This window comes from Pseudomonas sp. LBUM1679, assembly GCF_059695565.1.
In genome coordinates this window covers 1895119-1915692 of the sequence record NZ_CP166774.1, presented here as the reverse complement: position 1 = coordinate 1915692, position 20574 = coordinate 1895119, and the positions used below count along the sequence as shown (strand labels likewise).

20 protein-coding genes and 1 pseudogene are annotated in these 20574 nt (G+C 60.6%); 10 read left to right on the top strand and 11 right to left on the bottom strand.

Annotated elements, in window-relative coordinates; all coding sequences use genetic code 11:
* Positions 1–594 (bottom strand): annotated as a pseudogene (locus tag ACA062_RS08795) (site-specific integrase); the annotation flags it as partial.
* Between the two features lie 86 nt (positions 595–680).
* Between ACA062_RS08795 and dusA the strand changes: the two are divergent.
* The 4 genes from dusA to tal all read left to right on the top strand — a co-directional run bounded on the left by dusA (position 681) and on the right by tal (position 3662).
* The gene (gene dusA / locus ACA062_RS08790; RefSeq protein WP_497456035.1) at positions 681–1691 is read left to right on the top strand and encodes a tRNA dihydrouridine(20/20a) synthase DusA; all 1011 of its coding nucleotides are present in this window, start codon (positions 681–683) and stop codon (positions 1689–1691) included.
* A gap of 217 nt (positions 1692–1908) precedes the next feature.
* Positions 1909–2229 (top strand): transcriptional regulator, encoded by a 321-nt coding sequence (locus ACA062_RS08785; RefSeq protein ID WP_497456034.1) that lies wholly within the window; start codon positions 1909–1911, stop codon positions 2227–2229.
* Positions 2216–2527, top strand: a complete 312-nt coding sequence (locus tag ACA062_RS08780; protein ID WP_497456033.1) for a helix-turn-helix domain-containing protein — start codon at positions 2216–2218, stop codon at positions 2525–2527. Before ACA062_RS08785 ends, ACA062_RS08780 begins: the two co-directional genes overlap by 14 nt.
* A 208-nt stretch (positions 2528–2735) precedes the next feature.
* Positions 2736–3662, top strand: coding sequence for a transaldolase (tal, locus tag ACA062_RS08775; RefSeq protein ID WP_497456032.1), 927 nt, complete (start codon positions 2736–2738; stop codon positions 3660–3662).
* Positions 3663–4102: 440 nt separating this feature from the next.
* Here tal and rssC read toward each other — a convergent pair whose 3' ends face one another.
* The 3 genes from rssC to ACA062_RS08760 all read right to left on the bottom strand — a co-directional run bounded on the left by rssC (position 4103) and on the right by ACA062_RS08760 (position 7016).
* On the bottom strand, positions 4103–4585 hold the full coding sequence (rssC, locus tag ACA062_RS08770; RefSeq protein WP_007935262.1) for an anti-sigma factor antagonist RssC: 483 nt from the start codon (positions 4583–4585) through the stop codon (positions 4103–4105).
* Positions 4585–5766: a two-component system response regulator RssB gene (gene rssB, locus ACA062_RS08765; RefSeq protein WP_497456031.1), complete on the bottom strand. Its 1182-nt coding sequence runs from the start codon at positions 5764–5766 to the stop codon at positions 4585–4587. Before rssB ends, rssC begins: the two co-directional genes overlap by 1 nt.
* A 560-nt stretch (positions 5767–6326) precedes the next feature.
* Positions 6327–7016, bottom strand: coding sequence for an MlaA family lipoprotein (locus ACA062_RS08760; RefSeq protein WP_497456030.1), 690 nt, complete (start codon positions 7014–7016; stop codon positions 6327–6329).
* A 198-nt stretch (positions 7017–7214) separates the two neighbouring features.
* Here ACA062_RS08760 and pcrP point away from each other — a divergent pair, with 198 nt between their 5' ends.
* Entirely contained in the window at positions 7215–7835 is a 621-nt protein-coding gene (pcrP, locus tag ACA062_RS08755) for an HAD superfamily inactivated hydrolase PcrP (protein ID WP_497456029.1), read from the top strand.
* A 123-nt stretch (positions 7836–7958) separates the two neighbouring features.
* Entirely contained in the window at positions 7959–8222 is a 264-nt protein-coding gene (locus ACA062_RS08750; protein WP_497456028.1) for a DUF4404 family protein, read from the top strand.
* 173 nt (positions 8223–8395) lie between these two features.
* Here the strand turns inward: ACA062_RS08750 and queF are convergent, their stop codons facing one another.
* Both queF and copI read right to left on the bottom strand, forming a co-directional pair.
* Positions 8396–9226 (bottom strand): NADPH-dependent 7-cyano-7-deazaguanine reductase QueF, encoded by an 831-nt coding sequence (gene queF, locus ACA062_RS08745; protein ID WP_497456027.1) that lies wholly within the window; start codon positions 9224–9226, stop codon positions 8396–8398.
* Between the two features lie 235 nt (positions 9227–9461).
* The gene (copI, locus tag ACA062_RS08740; RefSeq protein ID WP_497456026.1) at positions 9462–9995 is read right to left on the bottom strand and encodes a copper-resistant cuproprotein CopI; all 534 of its coding nucleotides are present in this window, start codon (positions 9993–9995) and stop codon (positions 9462–9464) included.
* A 155-nt stretch (positions 9996–10150) separates the two neighbouring features.
* Here copI and ACA062_RS08735 point away from each other — a divergent pair, with 155 nt between their 5' ends.
* Positions 10151–10831, top strand: a complete 681-nt coding sequence (locus ACA062_RS08735) for a heavy metal response regulator transcription factor (protein ID WP_497456025.1) — start codon at positions 10151–10153, stop codon at positions 10829–10831.
* Positions 10831–12180, top strand: coding sequence for a heavy metal sensor histidine kinase (locus tag ACA062_RS08730; protein WP_497456024.1), 1350 nt, complete (start codon positions 10831–10833; stop codon positions 12178–12180). The genes ACA062_RS08735 and ACA062_RS08730 overlap by 1 nt, the downstream gene beginning before the upstream one ends.
* Positions 12181–12926: 746 nt before the next feature.
* On the opposite strand, the gene ACA062_RS08725 is transcribed toward ACA062_RS08730, so the two are convergent.
* The 3 genes from ACA062_RS08725 to ACA062_RS08715 all read right to left on the bottom strand — a co-directional run bounded on the left by ACA062_RS08725 (position 12927) and on the right by ACA062_RS08715 (position 16179).
* Positions 12927–14171 (bottom strand): lipoprotein-releasing ABC transporter permease subunit, encoded by a 1245-nt coding sequence (locus ACA062_RS08725; RefSeq protein ID WP_497456023.1) that lies wholly within the window; start codon positions 14169–14171, stop codon positions 12927–12929.
* A gap of 66 nt (positions 14172–14237) precedes the next feature.
* A complete protein-coding gene (gene lolD, locus ACA062_RS08720) occupies positions 14238–14921 on the bottom strand; it encodes a lipoprotein-releasing ABC transporter ATP-binding protein LolD (protein WP_497456022.1) in 684 nt (227 codons plus the stop codon).
* 7 nt (positions 14922–14928) lie between these two features.
* Positions 14929–16179 carry a lipoprotein-releasing ABC transporter permease subunit gene (locus tag ACA062_RS08715; protein WP_497456021.1) on the bottom strand — a complete coding sequence of 417 codons (1251 nt, stop codon included), beginning with the start codon at positions 16177–16179 and terminating at the stop codon, positions 14929–14931.
* A gap of 94 nt (positions 16180–16273) precedes the next feature.
* Here ACA062_RS08715 and ACA062_RS08710 point away from each other — a divergent pair, with 94 nt between their 5' ends.
* On the top strand, positions 16274–16855 hold the full coding sequence (locus ACA062_RS08710) for a PilZ domain-containing protein (RefSeq protein ID WP_497456020.1): 582 nt from the start codon (positions 16274–16276) through the stop codon (positions 16853–16855).
* Positions 16856–16869: 14 nt separating this feature from the next.
* Positions 16870–17592 carry a glycerophosphodiester phosphodiesterase gene (locus tag ACA062_RS08705; protein ID WP_497456019.1) on the top strand — a complete coding sequence of 241 codons (723 nt, stop codon included), beginning with the start codon at positions 16870–16872 and terminating at the stop codon, positions 17590–17592.
* Positions 17593–17634: 42 nt separating this feature from the next.
* Here the strand turns inward: ACA062_RS08705 and sthA are convergent, their stop codons facing one another.
* Together sthA and ACA062_RS08695 are read right to left on the bottom strand one after the other, a co-directional pair.
* Complete coding sequence (gene sthA, locus ACA062_RS08700) at positions 17635–19029, bottom strand: Si-specific NAD(P)(+) transhydrogenase (protein ID WP_150798230.1); 1395 nt, start codon at positions 19027–19029, stop codon at positions 17635–17637.
* 339 nt (positions 19030–19368) lie between these two features.
* A complete protein-coding gene (locus tag ACA062_RS08695) occupies positions 19369–20355 on the bottom strand; it encodes an FAD:protein FMN transferase (RefSeq protein WP_497457385.1) in 987 nt (328 codons plus the stop codon).
* Positions 20356–20574 lie beyond the last annotated feature (219 nt).

Below are 20574 nucleotides of genomic sequence, written 5' to 3'. Positions count from 1 at the left end.
CCGAAAGTGCGTTAATAGCTTGTTGAGTTCATCTAGAGTGGGACGTCGGTCGCGCTCACGACTTCGCATGTTGTACCCCAGCTTCTTCAACACCCGTCGGGCATCGCTCATGGCGTGGGTGGTCAACCTCATACCCCCAAGCAGGACGTGCAATCGAAAGCACTGCGCCCAGGTGCGCGAGATCGTTACCGGCCGTCTGTGGCTTGACGCCTCCACCCTCTTTGCCCATACGCCAAAGCGCATACTCCACTAGCTGCTGACTGGTGATGTTTTGGTCGTTCAACTTACCAAAGTACGACTCACGGACAGCTTGGAGCGTCCCGAGCTTGGTTTTGCCCAACGGCCTAACTTTCTCCATCTCAATCAAGTAGCGATCGATCATTTCCTTAACCGTGGCGCCTTGGCGGTTTGCCCGCTCAATCGCGCCCGGCTGATCCAGTTCGGCCTCTCGCTTTCGAACCCAAGCTTGGGCGGCCTGTTTTCGGGCGAAGGTCTGGCTCTCTTGGTAAACTGCACTCCGTTGCGCTTGATGCGGATCTGAGCCGAGTAGTTCACCATCCCATCTGCCAGTTTTCTTGCCCTGATAGTCGCCATATCGAAAGTGGTACGCACATCGCACCACCGACATACAAAATACGCCCAAAAACGCCGTAAAACACACCGAAAACACGTAGAGCACAATGGTACACAAAACAGCTATATACCCAGTAAATACGGGCTCTTCAGTGTCGAGACGCTTCAGCGTGGCCCCTATGATGGATTGGACCGACCGCCACTGCCGCTTCTTCCTGCGCCTGCTCTCCAAACACGCCCTCCTCTACACCGAAATGGTCACCACCGGCGCGCTGCTCAACGGCGATCACGAGCGGTTCCTGCGTCATAACGAAGCCGAACACCCACTCGCCCTGCAACTCGGTGGCAGTGTGCCGCTGGACCTGGCCATGTGCGCGCGCATGGCCCAGGACCATGGCTACGACGAGGTGAATCTGAATGTCGGTTGCCCGAGCGATCGGGTGCAGAACAATATGATCGGCGCGTGCCTGATGGGGCATCCGCAGTTAGTGGCCGATTGTGTGAAGGCGATGCGTGATGCGGTGTCGATTCCGGTGACGGTGAAACATCGGATCGGGATCAATGGCCGGGACAGTTACGAGCAGTTGTGCGATTTCGTCGGCACGGTGCGGGATGCCGGGTGCACGAGTTTTACGGTGCATGCGCGGATTGCGATCCTGGAGGGGTTGTCGCCGAAGGAGAACCGCGACATTCCGCCCCTGCGCTATGACGTGGCGGCGCGGTTGAAGGTGGATTTTCCTGAGCTGGAGATTATTCTCAACGGCGGGATCAAGACGCTGGAGGCTTGTCGCGAGCACTTGCAGACGTTCGACGGGGTGATGCTGGGCCGTGAGGCCTATCACAACCCTTATGTGATGGCCGAGGTCGATCAACAGCTGTTCGGCAGCACGGCGCCGGTGATCAGCCGGGCCGAGGCGCTGGCGCAGTTGCGGCCCTATATCGCGGCGCATATCGATGCGGGCGGCTCAATGCACCACATCACCCGGCATGTGCTGGGACTGGGCACCGGGTTTCCGGGGGCGCGCAAGTTTCGGCAGTTGTTGTCGGTGGATATTCATAAGGCTAAAGAGCCTTTGGTGTTGCTGGATCAGGCGGCGGAGTTGTTGGAGGGGCGTTAACGGTCGGATTGGCCGTCGTGATCGAGTCGAATTTGCAATGCTGCGAGCCGGTAGCGTTGAATTTGTGGCCAGGAACGGCTCGATACATGCTCTCAAAGGCCTTATCCGCAAGCGGCCAACGGCTACAAGCATTGCGAGCATGAACCGTTGATGAGTCCGATTAAAGGCGATTGGCCTCCGATTGTCAGGCCTACGTCAAAGACGTATGATTTCAACCATGCTGACAATCATTGAATCCAAGCTATTTACGAAGCTCTGGCCGGACTACTGCACTGAAGAAGAACGTGGCGCGTTCATGTCCTATCTGGCGAACAATCCAGACGCCGGCGCAGTGATCCCCGGCTCGGAAGGATGCCGAAAAGTTCGCTGGAGCATGGATGGTCGCGGTAAAAGCGGCGCAGTTAGAATTATCTACATCGCGCAACTTGCCAGCGGCGCCTTGGTCACATTGCTCATCTACGGCAAAGGCGCCACAGAGAATATCCCCGCGCATATACTGCGCAAAATCGCAAAGGAGCTGAATCATGCCCCTGACTGAAAAAGAACTGATGGAACGGGATGCCAAGCGCAATATTGGCGAAGAACTGTTGGCGTCGATTCTTGAAGTCAAAGCTGGCCTACACGGCGACGTTCACAAGATTGAAGTAACCGAGGCTGCAGAAGCTCGAAGCAGAACCGGCCTTTCGCAGCCGAAGTTTGCGCAGTTGCTAGGCGTTTCCGTGCGTACTCTGCAAGAGTGGGAGCAAGGACGACGATCTCCCTCTGGAGCCGCACGCTCGCTTTTGCATATCGCAGCCATTCGTCCCGACGTTTTCCGGGACGTATTGTCGAACTGAAGTCATGACTGTGGAAACTGTAAGCGTTAACGGTCGCCCCGGTTGAACCTGTGCCCGGATTTGGCATCGTAACTATCGATACCGCGCCCCGCCTTTCAAACACCCGTTTTCAGGTTGTTGCCGCTGGGGCCATCGATACACGCACACGCCCTTGAGTGGCTGTCAGCGCTCGGGTAATGTCAACAGACCCATAGGACAGAGCACGCCCATGACTTCCAAGCTGGATCAACTCAAACAAATGACCACCGTGGTTGCCGACACCGGCGACTTCGAAGCTATCGCTCGCGTTAAACCCGTGGACGCTACCACCAACCCCTCGCTGCTGCTCAAAGCCGCGGCCATTTCCGGTTATGCCGAGTTGCTGAATGCGTGCGTTCACGACTGCAAGGGCGATGTCGGCCTGGCCAGCGACCGTTTTGGTGTTGCGGTAGGGCAAGAGATTCTGAAGGTTGTGCCGGGCCGTATTTCCACTGAGGTGGATGCGCGCCTGTCGTTCGACACTGACGCCGTATTGAAGCGCGCGCACCGTCTGATCGAGCTGTATGACAAGGCCGGCATTGGCCGTGACCGGGTGCTGATCAAGATCGCGTCCACCTGGGAAGGTATCCGCGCTGCCGAGCAGTTGGAAAAAGAAGGCATCCAGACCAACCTGACCCTGCTGTTCTCCTTCGCTCAGGCCGCCGCTTGTGCCGATGCCGGGGTATTCCTGATTTCGCCGTTCGTGGGCCGCATCTACGACTGGTACAAGAAGGCCAACGGCAACGACTACACCGGCGCGGATGATCCGGGTGTGCAGTCGGTGACGCGGATTTATAACTACTACAAGGCCAATGACTACAAGACTGTGGTGATGGGCGCGAGCTTCCGTAACCTGAATCAGATCGAGCAGCTGGCCGGTTGCGACCGTCTGACCATCAGCCCGGATCTGCTGGAGAAGCTGGCGGCGGATACCGGCAAGCTGGAGCGCAAGTTGGCGCCGGGCAATGCCGGTGAGGCGCGTTTGAGCCTGAATGAAGCGCAATTCCGTTGGTTGTCCAACGAAGATGCGATGGCGACCGAGAAGCTGGCTGAGGGTATTCGTCAGTTTGCTCGGGATCAGGAGAAGCTTGAGGCGTTGTTGCAGGCGAAGCTGTGATTTAGTTCAGAGCGATGCAAAAAGGGCGAACTTTGGGTTCGCCCTTTTTTTGCGTTGAATTTGGGTGTTGGATGGGCTTCGCGCCAAGGTTGTGTTGATTGTTATGGCGTCTTCGCGAGCAAGCCCGCTCCCACAGGATTTATGTCGTTCACAAAGTATGCGAGCGACGCAGGTCCTGTGGGAGCGTGGCTTGCCCGCGATTGGGTGGCTCATGCAACTTCGTGGTGACTGATCTGGCGTCTTCGCGGGCAAGCCCGCTCCCACAGGGATTTGTGGTGTTCATGGAGGATGTGGACGACGCAGATCCTGTGGGAGCGTGGCTTGCCCGCGATAAGGTGGCACATTCAATTTCGTGGTGACTGGCCTGGCGCTTTCGCGAGCGCTCCCACAGGGGGATTTACTGTGGGGGCGTAGAGATGTGTTAGGCCATTGACTGGGGATCAGTGCCGCTCGAGGGCATTCACCAGGTCGTGGAAGGCTTCACGGTTGGAGTCGTTCAGGCCCATGAGGATCTTGTGCGCTTCGAGCACTTTGATCCGCACCACTTCTTCGGACTGGTCCTGGTCTGGCAGGTCGGTCAGGCACTCAGGGCACGGGATCGGGCGGTCAACGATGTTGAACACTTGCTCGAAGCCCATGGACTGCAACAACCGGGTGATGTCTTCGTGAGTGGTGACCACGGTCGGCAGCAAGCCGACCTTTTGCCGCGACAGGATCGACAGTTTGGCCAGCAGGCCCAGGGTGGTGCTGTCGATGCTGCGGGTTTCGGTCAGGTCGATCACGATCGCGTTGAAATTCAACGCGGTGAAGATCCGCTCAATAGTCGCATCCAACGCCGAACACAGGGTCAGGCGAACTTCACCGACGAACTTGAGGACGAAGGTGCCGTCCTGCTCGGCGAACTGGATTCTACCGGTACTCATCAAAGATTCCTGCTCAACACCAACAGGGCGATATCATCCGGCATCTCCCCCAGCGTGGCCAATCCAAAAATCTGCCGCAGACCATCCAGGCTGCCGCCCGCTGCCTTGACCCGTTGGGGCAAAGCCGCTTCTTTTTCTTTGAGTGTCGGTTCTGGCAAAAGGTCCAGGATGCCATCGGACATCAGCGTCAGGCTGAATGTCGGCGGCAACTCCAGCACGTGGTCTTCGTAGGTGGCTTCATTGAAGAGGCCCACCGGCAGACCACGTCCTTCCAGATATCGAACACTGTCTGGCGTGTACAACACAGGCAACGGCAAATGACCGCCGATGCTATAGGTCAACAAACCTGTCTCCTCGTCGATGACTCCACCGACCATTGTGACGTGTTTACCCAGCTTACAACTGATCAGGCCTCGGTTGATATGACCAAGGACCTCTGAAGGCTTGAATTCCGGCAATGTACCGCTGCGCTTGGATTCGAACAGCAGGCGCGTGGTCATGAACTTCAACAGCACGGTCACGAAGGCTGAAGAAGCGCCATGACCGGAAACGTCCGCCAGGTAGAACGCTACCCGGCGCTCGTCGACCCGAAAGTAGTCGACGAAATCACCCGACAGGTACAGCGACGGAATGATCTGGTGCGCAAACTTGAACTCGTCGATGCTCCAGGGGCTGACCGGCAACATGTTCATCTGCACCTGGCGACCGGCGTTCTGGTCTTCCTGGAGCAGGTTCAGGCTGGCTTCGAGTTCGCGGTTGGCCTTTTCCAGCTTCTCGCGGTAACGCTGGTTTTCCAGCAGCAGGCGCGCACGATCCAGGGCCCGGCGCACAGAGTGCTCGAGCACCGCCAGATCTTCGAGAGGCTTGATCAGGTAATCCGCCGCGCCCAGGCGCAGGGCCTCGACCGCGTCGTTCATCACGCCGGCGCCCGACACCACGATGACCGGGGTCTGTGGCGATCGCTCGGTGACCTGGCGGATGAGTTCGAGCCCGCCCATCTGCGGCATGCGCAGATCGCAGATGACCAAGTCGGGCTTGAATTGCTCGAATACCTGAAGACCCTGCTGGCCATTGCTGGCCTGCAAGACGCTGAAACCACTGTCGTCCAAGTAGGCGGCGAGGCTCGCTCGCACTACTTCGTCATCATCGATTATCAGCAGCGTGGCACTGGTTTTTGGCATGTGGGCAAACGGCGCCAGAATTAGGTTGGCGTAGCAGGCAGGGGTTTTGGCCCGGCTCACACTACTGGATTCGCTTTCTAGCCTCTCCGTCGCACCGTTTTCGGGCATTTGCCCTACACACGGGTACACCAGAGGTGCCCTTCTAAGGCGCAGACGGTACTCCCATCCGCGGGGCGTTTCAAGCTCACGCCGATGGTCGCTTGACGTCTTTGGTTGCCAAATGACCGGGAGTTATAAAAACCGGCTGAAGCGTAACTGGATAGAAGGTCGTAACCCACGGATTTAATGGGGTACTTCGTATCTCACCGGATTAAACGCCTGTAGGAGCGAGCTTGCTCGCGAAGATCTGGAGGACGACGCGTTTATTCAGCGAATACGCGTTATCGTTGACGTCCATCGCGAGCAAGCTTGCTCCTACAGGGGTGTTGCGTTTGTTCAGGGAGAGCGAGTAAGCGTTTACGTCCGTTGCAAGCGAGCTCTCCGTTCGTTCAGGGAGCGCGCGTTATCGTTGCCGTCCATCGTCGGAACGCCGCCCGGAGCAAGCTTGCTCCTACCCGGGATCAGAAATCGTCCTCGACCTGGCCGTCCTTGACCCGGAATTCGCGATTCTGCAGGTAGGCATTACGGATGAAGGTGTACTTGTCGCCGCTGATCAGCTTCTCGGCCGACAGCAGGCTGGCGCGGGTGTCGATGATGTAAAGGCCCATGAGCGAGTTACGCAGCGATACATCGTCCATGTAGCGGTAGGGGCCGGTGTAGCCGTCGACATACTTGGACGGCGCGTCACGCAGGGTGCTTGGGCCCAACAACGGCAGCATCACGTAAGGCCCGCTGCCCATGCCCCAGTAACCGAGGGTCTGGCCGAAGTCTTCGTCGTTGCGCTGCAGGCCCATTTTGGTGCCCACATCGAAGAAGCCCAGCACGCCGAAGGTGGTGTTGAAGATCAGGCGCGCAGTGTCGACACCTGCGGCGGCCGGCTTGGCCTGCAGGAGGTCGTTGGCAAGGTTGGTGACGTCACCGACGTTGCGGAACATGTTGTGGATGCCGTCTTCGAGGAACTGCGGCGTCACGAACTGGTAACCTTGAGCCAAGGGCTTCAGGGCATAGGTGTCGAGCACGTCGTTGAATTTGTAGATCGGGCGGTTGACGCTTTCCCAAGGATCTTCTTCGGTGGCGGCCTGGGCAACGAACGGAACCACCAGCACACTGGCGCACACGGAAAGCCGAGCTAGATGATTGCTCCAGCGCATAGAAAACTCCTTGGATTGTTACTGGCGCGGGCGCAGGGGCCCAAGCGATAAGCTGGCTAGTATAAGACGGAATAGCCGCTTTAGGCAGCATCGGCCGTTCCAGGTTACAGATTGGCGATGATGTTCGGCGATTCAGCGCAATGTCACGCAACTGTCACCGTCGGCCCCTAGCCTTGAAACTATTTCAGGGACGTTAATATGCCGCACGCCGAAACCTTGCCCCTCGCTGCCCCCAGCCTGACCGCCGTGCTGTTCGGCCTCAGTGGTTGCCTGGTGGATTTCGGCGCCCGCACGCACCGTCACGGCAGCCCCGCCAGCGAACAGGCCGAGGTCACGCCCGGCGCCCTGGAGAGCCTGCACAATTTGCAACGGCAACGGATTCCCTGCGCCTGGCTCGATGAACTGCCCCCTGCCCTCTGCCATTCCCTGGCCGCCGCCCTGCCGGAATGGATAATCCCGTCGCAACACCTTGCAACAATCAATCCGTGGCCGGCCCCCGATGCCTGCTGGCAAGCGTTAATGCGCTTGAATGTGGAGCGCCTGGAGGGTTGCGTGCTGGTCAGCGGCGAACCGCGCTTGCTGCAATCGGGGTTAAATGCCGGGTTGTGGACGATTGGCCTGGCGTCCTGCGGCTCGCTCTGCGGACTGGCGCCCAACGAATGGCAGGCACTGACCCAGCAGGAACGGGACATCAAACGCGGCAAGGCCACGGTGCACCTGTTCGGCCTGGGTGTGCATTCGGTGATCGATCACCTCGGCGAACTTGACACCTGCCTGGCCGACATCAACCTGCGCCGGCTCAAGGGCGAGAAGCCCTGACCGCCGCCTCACCTATGAACGCATGCAGGTTGCGCGGGAGTGGATTAATCTAAAGGACAGCCATAGACCTTTGGCGTGCCGCTGCGGTCTATGCCAGTGCCTATCGATAAAAGGAAGAACGCCATGCCTGCCCGCGAATTGCAAGAACAGCTCAGTAGACTGCGCGAGCAATTGGAACAGAATCCACCGTTGACCGAAGCCGAGCGCGAAGATCTGCACTTGCTGATGCAACAGATCCAATCGGAGATTGAACTGGAAACCAAAACCCAGGATTCCAGCCTTTCCGATAACGTGAACCTGGCTGTGGAACGCTTCGAACTCGAACACCCGACCCTGGCCGGCACCTTGCGTAATATTGTGCAGGCGTTGGGCAATATGGGGATCTGATCCCGCCGGATGCAAAAAAGCCCTGCCAGCGATGGCGGGGCTTTTTCATATCCGCAACTTGAAATGCGATCCCCTGTAGGAGCTGGCTTGCCAGCGAAGGGGCCCTCACATTCACCATCTATGGTGACTGGAACGGCGCCTTCGCTGGCAAGCCAGCTCCTACAGGGAGTTCTTTATTGACGGACCAGGCGGTGGTTCGGCAGTTGCACTTCTTCGGTACTGCGATACGGATTGATGTCCAGCCCGCCACGGCGCACATACCGTGCATACACCGTCAGTTTCTCCGGTTTCAGCAGCCGCTGCAGGTCGAGGAAGATCCGCTCCACACACTGTTCATGGAAGTCCGAGTGCTGGCGGAAGCTGACGATGTACGCAAGCAAACTCGCATGATCCAGCGCCGCGCCACGGTACTCCACCGCCACGCTGCCCCAGTCCGGCTGGCTGGTGACCGGGCAGTTGGATTTGAGCAAATGGCTGTGCACGCTCTCCTCGACGATGCGCGACTCGTCGCAACGCAGCAGCTCCGGACGCGGATGCTCATAGTTGCTGACACTGATATCCAGATCATCGATGCACACGCCCGGCAACGCCACGACGCCTTCGGCTTCAACCTCTTGCAGGCGGCGAATGCGCACGCCGACCGGTTTGCCGGCCGCGGCCGACAGGTCCTTCACCAGCGTGGCTTCCAGGCTCGCGTTATCGGCAAACGGCGTCTGGTTCAGGGAGTTCAGGTACAGCTTGAACGACTTGGATTCGATGATGTTCGGCGAATCCGCCGGAATGCTGAATTCGCCGATCGCCACCACCGGCTTGCCGGACGGCAACAGCCACGACAGCTCGAAGCAGTTCCAGAAGTCCACGCCCTTGTAGGGCAAGGTTTCAGCCGTCAGGCCCAGCTCGGCCCATTTTGCGGTGCGCGGGATCGGGAACAGCAAGGACGGCGTGTAGGTGGCGATGTATTCACTGGATTTGCCCAGCGGCGAGTGTTCGGCTGCGGGATGCATGGCGGAAACCTGACTGAAGAATCAGGGGATTCTACCAGTCTTTGCGTTTGCTGTAGGAGCAAGCTTGCTCGCGATGGTCGTTAACGATAACGCGTGTTGACTGGTTAAACGCGGCGCTCTTGAGGCCATCGCGAGCAAGCTCGCTCCTACACGCCGTTAAAGTGCCAAGGGGGTGTTTGCCCTTGAAAGATCGCAGCCTCGTTTCACTCGACAGCTCCTACAGGTCCCACAGGTTTTAGAGGTCCTGGGGTCCTACGGTCAGTTGGCCGACCATGCCCGCCTGATAATGCCCGGGGATATTGCAGGCAAATTCCAGCTGGGTGGCCTTGGTAAAGGTCCATGTCAGTTCGCCGGTCTTGCCCGGCTCAACCAGGATGCTGTTTGGGTCGTCGTGCTTCATCATTCCATGATCCATACCGGACATTGAGCCGTGGTCCATTTCCTTCATGCCGGTAGGTGTGAGCATGCCGCTTTGCTGCATTTTCAGCATTTCCTGCTGGTGCCTGGCGTGCATCGCTGCGTCGCCGAGGTTGAATTCGTGCAGCAACCGGCCTTTATTCACCAGCACGAAGCGCACCGTCTCACCGGCCTTGATCTCGATCGCTTTGGGCGTGAACGCCATGTCACCCATCACCACTTCAATGCTGCGGGTTGCCTTGGCGGCCGGCGCCGGTTGACCGAAATCGAAGGTATGCGCCGGCGCCGCCCACGCCGGCGAGCCCAATGCCAGCAAACACGCGGCCAGCATCAAAGGTTTGCGCAAAAACATGGTCGTACTCCAACAAGATAAGGTTCAGCCTGTGGAAAACTCTAAACTGCTACCGCTGCCGACAACCTGACACCCAGATTACAACTTTGTCAGGTTGGCCTGTGCTGATGCTGCCCACGGTATAAAGCGTTCGTTCCATCTGCCCCGAGTCGCCCATGAAACTGCTGATCGTCGAAGACCAACCGAAAACCGGCCACTACCTGCGCCAGGGCCTGACCGAAGCCGGGTTCAACACCGAACTGGTGGCCGACGGCAGCACCGGCCAGCAACTGGCACTGAGCGGCGATTACGCGCTGTTGATTCTCGATGTGATGCTGCCCGGCCGCGATGGCTGGCAGATTCTGCAGGCGGTGCGCGGCGCCGGCCTCGACACCCCGGTACTTTTTCTGACCGCGCGTGACGCGGTGGAGGACAGGGTTCACGGCCTGGAGCTGGGGGCCGACGATTACCTGGTCAAACCCTTCGCCTTCTCCGAACTGCTGGCCCGGGTCCGCAGCCTGTTGCGTCGCGGCAGCGCCACCCCCCAGGAAACCAGCCTGCACCTGGCCGACTTGCGCCTGGACCTGATCCGCCGCCGGGTCGAACGCAGCGGTCAGCGCATCGACCTGACCGCCAAGGAATTTGCTTTGCTGGAAATGCTCCTGCGTCGCCAGGGCGAAGTCTTGCCCAAGTCACTGATCGCCTCCCAGGTCTGGGACATGAATTTCGACAGCGACACCAACGTCATCGAAGTGGCGATCCGTCGTCTGCGCCTGAAGATCGACGATGAGTTCCCGAACAAGCTGATTCACACCGTGCGCGGCATGGGTTACGTCCTCGAAGAGCGCCCGGCCTGATGCGTCGACTGTCGCTGAGCAGCCGCCTGGCGCTGTTGTTTGCCGCCTGCACGGCCGTGGTTTCACTGTTCGCCGGGGTGCTGTTCAGTCGCGCCAGCGAGGCGCACTTTGTTGAACTGGATCAGCAATTGCTCGACGGCAAGCTGATCGGCCTGCGCCGTGCGCTTCAGGATCTGCAATCGAGCGAGAGCGACGTCAGACTGGCGGATGAGTTGAGCCAACAAGCGGATTTGTCACTGCGGATCACCGGCAGCGATGGCCGGCGCTGGTATGACAGTTCGCCGCGCCTGCCCGTCAGGCTGCCAGAAAAACCGGGCCTGTCGACCCTCAACGACGCCGGCACCGACTATCGCGTGTTGAAGGCTCCGTTGTTCCCCGACCGACCCGACTCGCCGCAGCTGACCCTGTTGTTGGACATCACCCATCACCAGCACTTTCTGCAACGCATGCAGCACCTGATCTGGCTGACCGTGGGCTTGTCGGCGCTGGCCACCGCCCTGCTCGGTGCCTGGGCGGCGCGCAGCGGGTTGCGCCCTTTGCGGCGCATGAGTGCGGTGGCCCGCGGCGTGTCGGCGCAATCGCTCAATGCGCGCCTGCCCGACACCGACATGCCGCCGGAACTCGCGGAAATGGCCCACCACTTCAACGCCATGCTCGGACGCCTCGACGACTCTTTTCAGCGGCTCTCGGCGTTCTCCGCCGACATCGCCCACGAACTGCGCACACCGCTGTCGAACCTGCTGACCCACACCCAGGTCACCCTCACCCGCCCGCGACCGATCGAGGATTATCGCGAAGCGCTGCACAGCAACCTCGAAGAACTGCAATGGATGGCGCAACTGGTCAACGACATGCTGTACCTGGCCAAGGCAGACCACGGCTTGTTGATGCCCAGGCGCGAGCCGCTGGAACTGGCGGAGGAAGTGGATGTGTTGCTGGAGTTTTTTGCGCCGTTGGCGGAGGACGCGCAGGTCAGGTTGAGTCGTGAAGGCAGTGCGCGGATGGAGGGCGATCGCAGCATGTTGCGGCGGGCGCTGTCCAATCTGCTGGATAATGCGTTGCGGTTTGCGCCGGCCGAAGGTGAGGTCCGGGTGCGGATTATTGAACAGCCTGATGGTTTGCGCCTGACAGTCGAGAACAGCGGCGAAGGCATTGACGGGGCGTTGCTGCCACGCGTGTTTGACCGATTCTACCGGGCGGATCCGGCGCGGCATGAAGGCAGCAGTGAGCATGCGGGGTTGGGGTTGGCGATAACCCGGTCGATCATTCGGGCCCATGGGGGGCAGATTCGGTGTGAATCTGATCGGGGGTGGACCCGGTTTGTAATCGAGTTGCCAAAGGGGGATTGAGGCCAGCAGGGCCGGCCTCATCGCGAGCAAGCTCGCTCCCACAGTTGACTGTGCCTGCCTGAGCGACTCGGTCAACTGTGGGGGATTGAGGCCAGCAGGGCCGGCCTCATCGCGGGCAAGCCCGCTCCCACAGTTGACTGTGCCTGCCTGAGCGACTCGGTCAACTGTGGGGGATTGAGGCCAGCAGGGCCGGCTTCATCGCGGGCAAGCCCGCTCCCACAGTTGACTGTGCCTGCCTGAGCGACTCGGTCAACTGTGGGGGATTGAGGCCAGCAGGGCCGGCCTCATCGCGGGCAAGCCCGCTCCCACAGTTGACTGTGCCTGCCTGAGCGACTCGGTCAACTGTGGGGGATTGAGGCCAGCAGGGCCGGCCTCATCGCGAGCAAGCCCGCTCCCACAGTTGACTGTGCCTGCCTGAGCGACTCGGTCAACTGTGGGGGATTGAGGCCAGCAGGGCCGGCCTCATCGCGGGCAAGCCCGCTCCCACAGTTGACTGTGCCTGCCTGAGCGACTCGGTCAACTGTGGGGGATTGAGGCCAGCAGGGCCGGCTTCATCGCGGGCAAGCCCGCTCCCACAGTTGACTGTGCCTGCCTGAGCGACTCGGTCAACTGTGGGGGATTGAGGCCAGCAGGGCCGGCCTCATCGCGGGCAAGCCCGCTCCCACAGTGACCGAGTTGCATCACAATGTTGTGAACGGCTCGAAACCCTGTGGGAGCGGGCTTGCCCGCGATAACGGTCTAATGGCTTACGAATAACGCAACGCGGTAGCCGGCTCGATCTTCGCCGCACGCCACGCCGGGTAAACCGTGGCCAAAAAGCTCAGGATGAAACCGGCGGAGCAGATCAACAACACATCCCCGCCCTGCAATTCAGACGGCAGATTACTGACAAAATACACATCGGAACTGAAGATGTGTTGCCCGCTCACCCGCTCCACCCAGCCCACCAGCTCACTGACATTCAGCGCCGCAATCACCCCCAGCACACCGCCGATCAAAGTCCCGACGACCCCGATCACCGTGCCCTGGACCATGAAGATCGCCATGATCTGCCGGGGGGTGGCGCCGATGGTGCGCAGGATCGCAATGTCCGCGCCCTTGTCGTTCACCACCATGATCAGGGTCGCGATGATGTTGAACGCCGCCACGGCGACGATCATCAGCAACAGCAGACCGATCATGGTTTTTTCCATCTTCATCGCGCTGAACAGACTGCCCTGGGTGTGGGTCCAGTCGTCAGCCCGGTAGGCGCTGCCGAGCCCCGCAGCCACCTCGCTGGAGACCTGGGGCGCCGCGTACAGATCCTTCACCGCCAGGCGCACGCTTTGCACCTGATTCGGTTCCCAGCGCTGCATCTGCGCGGCATCGGCCAGGTGGATCAGCGCCATCGAGCCATCCAGTTCGGCACCGACCTTGAACACGCCGACCACGTTCAGCCGCTGCATGCGCGGGGTGATCCCGCCCGGTGCGGTGCTGACTTCCGGCACGATCAGGGTGATCTTGTCGCCGACGTTCAAGCGGAAACGCCGCGCCGTGATCTCGCCGATCACCACGCCGAACTCGCCCGGCTTCAAGGCATCGAGACGCCCCTGGACGATGTGCTTGGCGACGATCGAGACCTTGCCTTCCAGCGCCGGATCGACCCCGCTGACCTGAATCGGCTGCATCGTGCCCTTGTAGGACAGCATGCCTTCCATCTCGGTGAACGGCACGGCCGCGGTCACTTCGGGATTTTTCATCGCGGCCGCGGCCACCGGCTGCCAGTCATCGATCGGATTGACGCCGACGATGGTCGCGTGCGGCACCATGCCGAGGATGCGCGAGCTCATTTCGCGCTGGAAGCCGTTCATCACCGACAGCACCACGATCATCGCCAGCACGCCCAGGGCGAGGCCGATCATCGAGGTCATCGAGATGAAGGAAACAAAGCGATTGCGGCGCTTGGCGCGGGTATAGCGCGCGCCGATGAAGATCGATAACGGTCTGAACATTCGCAGGGGCACCGTATAAAAATAAAAGACCCGACGCACCGTTCAGTGACGTCGGGTTGCGGCCAGTCAGATGGGCGTCAGGTAACCTTCCTGCAGGTGCAGGACGCGATCCATCTGGCGAGCCAGGTTCATGTCGTGGGTCACCACCAGGAACGCGGTGCGCATCGACACGCTGAGTTCCAGCATCAAATCCTGAATGCCCTGGGCGGTGTGGGAGTCGAGGTTGCCGGTCGGCTCGTCGAGCATCACCAGGCCTGGCTGGTTCACCAGGGCCCGGGCGATGGCCACGCGCTGACGCTCGCCACCGGACAGCTCGGACGGTTTGTGTTCCAGGCGATGGCCCAGCCCTACCCGCTCCAGCAACGCCGTCGCCCGTTTACGCGCTTCTGGAATAGCCGTCTTGCCGATCAGCAGCGGCATGCAGACGTTTTCCAGCGCGGTGAACTCCGGCAGCAGATGGTGGAACTGGTAAACGAACCCCAGCGACCGGTTGCGCAACAGGCCGCGATTCTTCTCGCTCAAGGCCGACAGCTCCTCGCCATCCAGCCAGACGCTGCCCTTGGTCGGCGTGTCGAGGCCGCCCAACAGGTTGAGCAAGGTACTTTTGCCCGAACCCGAGGTGCCGACTATCGCCACCCGCTCACCCGGATGCAACTCCAGTTGCAGACCGGCCAGGACCTCGACCGACTCCGGGCCTTCCTCGTAGGATTTGCCCAGGTTGCGGCAGCTCAAGATTGCTTTATCACTCATGCCCGACTCACTCATAACGTAACGCCTCCGCCGGCTGGGTGCGCGCGGCACGCCAGGCTGGATACAGGGTGGCGAGAAAACTCAGGATCAACGCGGCGGCGCAGACCATCAACACATCATCGCTCTGCACTTGCGACGGCAGGTAATCGATGAAATACACGTCGGCGTTGAGAAACTTGTGGCCGATCAGGCCTTCGAGGGCCGAGATCGCGGCGCTGACGTTCAGCGCGGCGAAGATCCCGACCACCGCGCCGATCAGCGTCCCGACCACACCGATCACCGTGCCCTGCACCATGAAGATCGCCATGATCGAACCCGGCGTGGCGCCCAGGGTACGCAGGATCGCGATGTCGCCCTTCTTGTCGTTCACCACCATCACCAGCGTGGAAATGATGTTGAACGCCGCCACGGCGACGATCAGCAGCAACAGCAGGCCGATCATGGCTTTTTCCATGCGGATCGCCTGATACAGATTGCCGTGGGTGCGGGTCCAGTCCCGAGCGTAGTAATGATCTTCGCCGAGCTGCTGGGCGATGTTCCACGCGGTGCGCGGCGCCTGGAACAGGTCGTCGAACTTCAAGCGGATGCCCTGCACCTGGTCCGGCTTCCAGCGATGCAACCTCGCCAGGTCCTGCAGGTTGGTCACGCCCAGGTAGCCGTCGATCTCACCGGCGCCGACATGGAAGATGCCGACCACGGTAAAGCGCTTCATGCGCGGGAACATCCCGGCCGGGGTCACCGTCACTTCCGGTGCCACGAACGTCAGCTTGTCGCCGATGGCCGCACCGAGCTTGGCCGCCGCCTTGTCGCCGATGACGATGCCGAAACTGCCCGGCGCCAGGGCGTCGAGCTGGCCCTGCAGCATGAACTTGTCGATGATCGACACCTGTCGTTCCAGCGCCGGATCGATGCCATTGAGCAAGACCTTGGAGACCTTGCCCTTGTTGGTCAGCAACCCCTGCATCTGGGTGAACGGCGCCACGGCCGTCACCTGCGGGTTCTGCTTGACCTTGACGGCCAGGCTCGGCCAGTCGTTGATCGGTTCACCGGACTCGATGGTCGCGTGGGGCACCATGCCCAGCACGCGGGTGCGCATCTCATGATCGAAGCCGTTCATGACCGACAGCACCACGATCATCACGACCACGCCGAGGGCGAGTCCAATGATCGAGGTCAGGGAAATGAAGGATACAAAATGGTTGCGACGCTTTGCACGGGTATAACGCGTGCCAATAAATACGAAGAGAGGTCTGAACATGTCGGGGCTTGTTCGGAGGGAAAAGGAACGTCCTTGTGGCGGGGGTCGATAACCAGCTTTACACTCAGACCACCGCCGCTACCATGGGTTCGCCATGTCGACATTAGATGATGAAGATCGCCGCGAATACTACCGTATCGAGGACACGATCGCACTGGAAATTCGGCCTCTGTCCGCTCCCGAAGCCGCGGGCCAGGAAGTGTTGCAGGATGCTTCTCCACTCTTCAACCTGCTCAGCGAACTGCACCTCAGCGAATTCGAGTCGCAACACCTGCTGCGTCAGATCAGCGAGCGCGACCGTAACCTCGCGGCGCTCCTCAAATCCCAGAATAAACGCATCGATCTGCTCAGCCAGGTGATCGCCATCACCGTGCTCGGGCAAATCGGCGAGCTGCAACCGGTGATCATTTCCGAAGGCGGCATCGACTTCCAGTACCCGACGCCCATTGCTACCGGCGCGCCCCTGTCGATCAAGCTGGTGTTGATGCCGCAAGCCCTCGGCCTGTTGCTGCGGGCGCGCGTCACCCATTGCGACCGCAAGGGCGACGGCTACGACATCGGCACCGAGTTCCAATACCCGACCGATGCCCAGCGGCAGCTGCTGGCTCGCTACATCTTGCAAAAGCAGGCCCAGGAACGACGCCTGGCCCGCGAACACACCGAATCAGGCATTTAACTTAAGGAAGAACCGTGACCCTCATCTACGGCCATCGCGGCGCCAAGGGCGAAGCACCGGAAAACACCCTGACCAGTTTTCAGGAATGTCTCAAGCACGGCGTGCGCCGCTGCGAACTGGACCTGCACCTGTCCATGGATGGCGAGTTGATGGTCATCCACGACCCGACCCTCAAGCGCACCACCGACCGTCGCGGCAAGGTGGCCGAGCACACGGCGGCGGAGCTGGTGACCTACGACGCGCGCAAGAGCGGGCCAGGCTGGATCAAGCCGTGCCCGATCCCGACCCTGGAAGCACTGTTCGAGCAATGCGATTTCGAGCATTGGCAGCTGGAGGTCAAAAGCGCTTCACGCACCCGCGCCGCCTCCACCGTGCTGGCGATTCGTGAAATGGCTCAGCGCCATGGCCTGCTGGACAAGGTGACGATCACCTCGAGCTCGCGGGAAGTGCTCAAAGCCGCGCTGGACCTGGTGCCGGACGTGTCCCGCGGGCTGGTGGCCGAATATGCCTGGCTCGACCCGCTGAAGGTCGCGCAAAGCTATGGCTGTGAGATCCTGGCGCTGAACTGGACCCTGTGTACGCCGGAACGCCTGCAGAAGGCGCAGCGTCAGGGGCTGCATGTGTCGGTATGGACAGTCAACGAGCCCGCGCTGATGCGCAGGCTCGCCGACTTCGGCGTTGACAGCCTGATTACAGACTTTCCCGGTTTGGCCAGCGCCACGCTCGAGAATTGCTGAAATCGGTCTCCCCGGCCGGCTCAGGCCACCGGCCGGAGCCGCTCAAAAAAGCCGGTTGAGGCCATCGTAGGCGGCGACCCGATAGGCTTCGGCCATGGTCGGGTAGTTGAACGTGGTGTTGACGAAATACTTCAGGGTATTGAGGTCGCCCGGCTGGTTCATGATCGCCTGGCCGATGTGCACGATCTCCGACGCCTGATAACCGAAGCAGTGCACGCCCAGTACTTCCAGGGTCTCGCGGTGGAACAGGATCTTCAGCATGCCCTGGGGCTCGCCGGCGATCTGTGCCCGCGCCATGCCCTTGAAGAACGCCTTGCCCACTTCGTACGGCACCTTGGCCTGGGTCAGCTCCTGCTCGTTCTTGCCGATCGAGCTGATCTCCGGAATCGTATAGATGCCGGTCGGCACGTCGTTGACGAAGCGCCAGCTGTGGTTGTCCACGATGCTGCCGGCGGCCGAACGACCCTGGTCGTGCGCGGCACTGGCCAGGCTCGGCCAACCGATCACGTCACCGGCGCCGTAGATGTTCGGCTTGCAGGTCCGGTAAGCCTCGTCGACTTCGATCTGGCCGCGGCTGTTGACCTTCACCCCGACGTTTTCCAGCCCCAGCTGATCGGTGTTGCCGGTACGGCCGTTGCACCAGAGCAAGGCGTCGGCCTTGATCTTCTTGCCGGACTTGAGGTGCAGGATCACGCCGCTGTCCACGCCTTCAACGCGGTCGTATTCTTCGTTGTGGCGAACCGTGATGTTGTTGTTGCTGAAGTGGTAGCTCAGGGCCTGGGAAATTTCCGAGTCGAGGAAGCTCAGCAACTGACCGCGGTTATCCACCAGCTCGACCAGCACCCCCAGGCCGCTGAAGATCGAGGCGTATTCGCAACCGATCACACCGGCGCCGTAAACGATGAGTTTGCGCGGGGTGTGGCCGAGGCTGAGGATGGTGTCGCTATCGTAGATGCGCGGGTGGTGGAAATCGATGTCCGCCGGACGATACGGACGCGAGCCGGTGGCGATGATGATGTGCTTGGCCACCAGTTTCTCGACCACGCCGTTGCCGCAGACCACTTCGATGGTTTGCTCGTCGGCGAAGCTGCCGGTGCCGAAGAACACGTCGACGCGGTTGCGGGCGTAGTAGCCGGTGCGCGAAGCGACTTGTTTGGAAATGACTTTCTCGGCGCTTTTCAGCACGTCCGGGAACGAGAACCAGCGCGGCTCACCAATGGCCCGGAACATCGGGTTGGTGTTGAACTGCATGATCTGCCGGACCGAGTGACGCAGTGCCTTGGACGGGATGGTACCCAGGTGGGTGCAGTTGCCGCCGACCTGGCGACGGCTATCGACCATCGCCACCTTGCGCCCTGCCTTGGCGGCGTTCATTGCCGCGCCTTCTCCCGCCGGGCCGGAACCCAGTACCACCACGTCGTAGTTGTAGACAGCCATGCGTACTCCTCAGAACAGGCCGCGGCGCCCTCGGCACCTGCGGCTAAATCACGCCGATCTGCGGCGTGAAGGAACAATTTGGGGCCAGTGCAGACCCGGGACACAGTCTATAGAAGCGTCAACGCCGGGCACATTAACCCTTGGTCGCGTCGTAGGCTACTTTTGCCTGCACTACAACGCCAGTTTTCCCACTATGAAGCGCCGTCATCACTCGCAATGCTGCTGTAGGAGCGAGCTTGCTCGCGATGGACTCAAGAGCGCCGCGTTTAATCAGTAAACACGCGTTATCGTTAACGGCCATCGCGAGCAAGCTCGCTCCTACAGTGGGGCATTGCGTGATCACTCGGTCTTTTCCCCGCTCAGGCGCTCAAATGCCTGATTGGTGCGGATGACGAAACCGCTGTCGGCACGAATCACAAAGAATGCACCGATGTCGTGTTTTTCGGCGTAGTCCCAACCGCGCACCGGGCCGAGAATCAGCAACAGGGTGGATAAGCCATCGGCCATCAACGCTGAAGGATGAATCACCGTGACTGACGCCAGGGTGTGTGAGACCGGTGTCCCCGTGCGGGCGTCGAAGGTGTGGGAATAGCGCTTGCCGTCCTGCTCGAAATAATTTCGGTAATCACCGGAGGTGGAAACGCTGTAGCCGTCCACCGCCAGGATGCGTTGCGCGACCTGCCGATCATCCCGCGGCTCCTCGAGGGCGATGCGCCAGGGTGAGCCATCGAGTTTCTTGCCGGCCGCCTTGAGTTCGCCGGTGGCTTCGGCAAGGTAATTGTGGATGCCCATCGCCTCGAGCCTGGCGGCAACGGTGTCGACTGCGTAGCCGGCGGCGATGCTGTTGAAGTCGACTTCGACCGCGGCGTCCTTGCACAGCTGATCGCTGTCGATGCGCAAATGCTGGTAACCGACGCGCTGTCTCGCTTCGGCCAGCGCCTGGGCGGTGGGGACTTTTTCCCCACGGGATTGCGGGCCGAACCCCCAGAGATTGAGCAAGGGTTCCACCGTCAAGTCGTAGGACCCTGCGCTTTGTTCCGACAGTTGCTCGGCGACACGGACCAGCTTGAGGACCGGCGCGGGCATGTGCTGGCAGCGATGGGCGGGCAGCGCGTTGAAGCGCTCGATATCGGAGTCGCTGCGGTAGGTCGACATCTGCTGATCGACTTGCGCGAGGATCTTCTCGACCTCGACCCGGACTTCCGCCGGCGCCGGAAGACCGGCCTGGCGCAGGTAGGTGATCGAGTAAGTGCTGCCCATGGTCGGGCCGCCGAAGCTTTCCATGGAGTCGCCGTTGCCGCAGCCGGACAATGCGCCAGTCAGCATCACCATTGCAATCAGCCGCCCATTCAACAACACCTGCATCTCCTGAAGCCCCCCCGACACAATGCCAAGGCCAGCCATTATGCGATAGAAACTGTGGGAGCGAGACCGGCTTGCCCGCGAAAGCGGTGTGTCAGGCAACATCACTATCAACTGACAGCCCCCCATCGCGGGCAAGCCCGCTCCCACAGGTATTGGTGGTGTTCACACAATAGTGCAAGC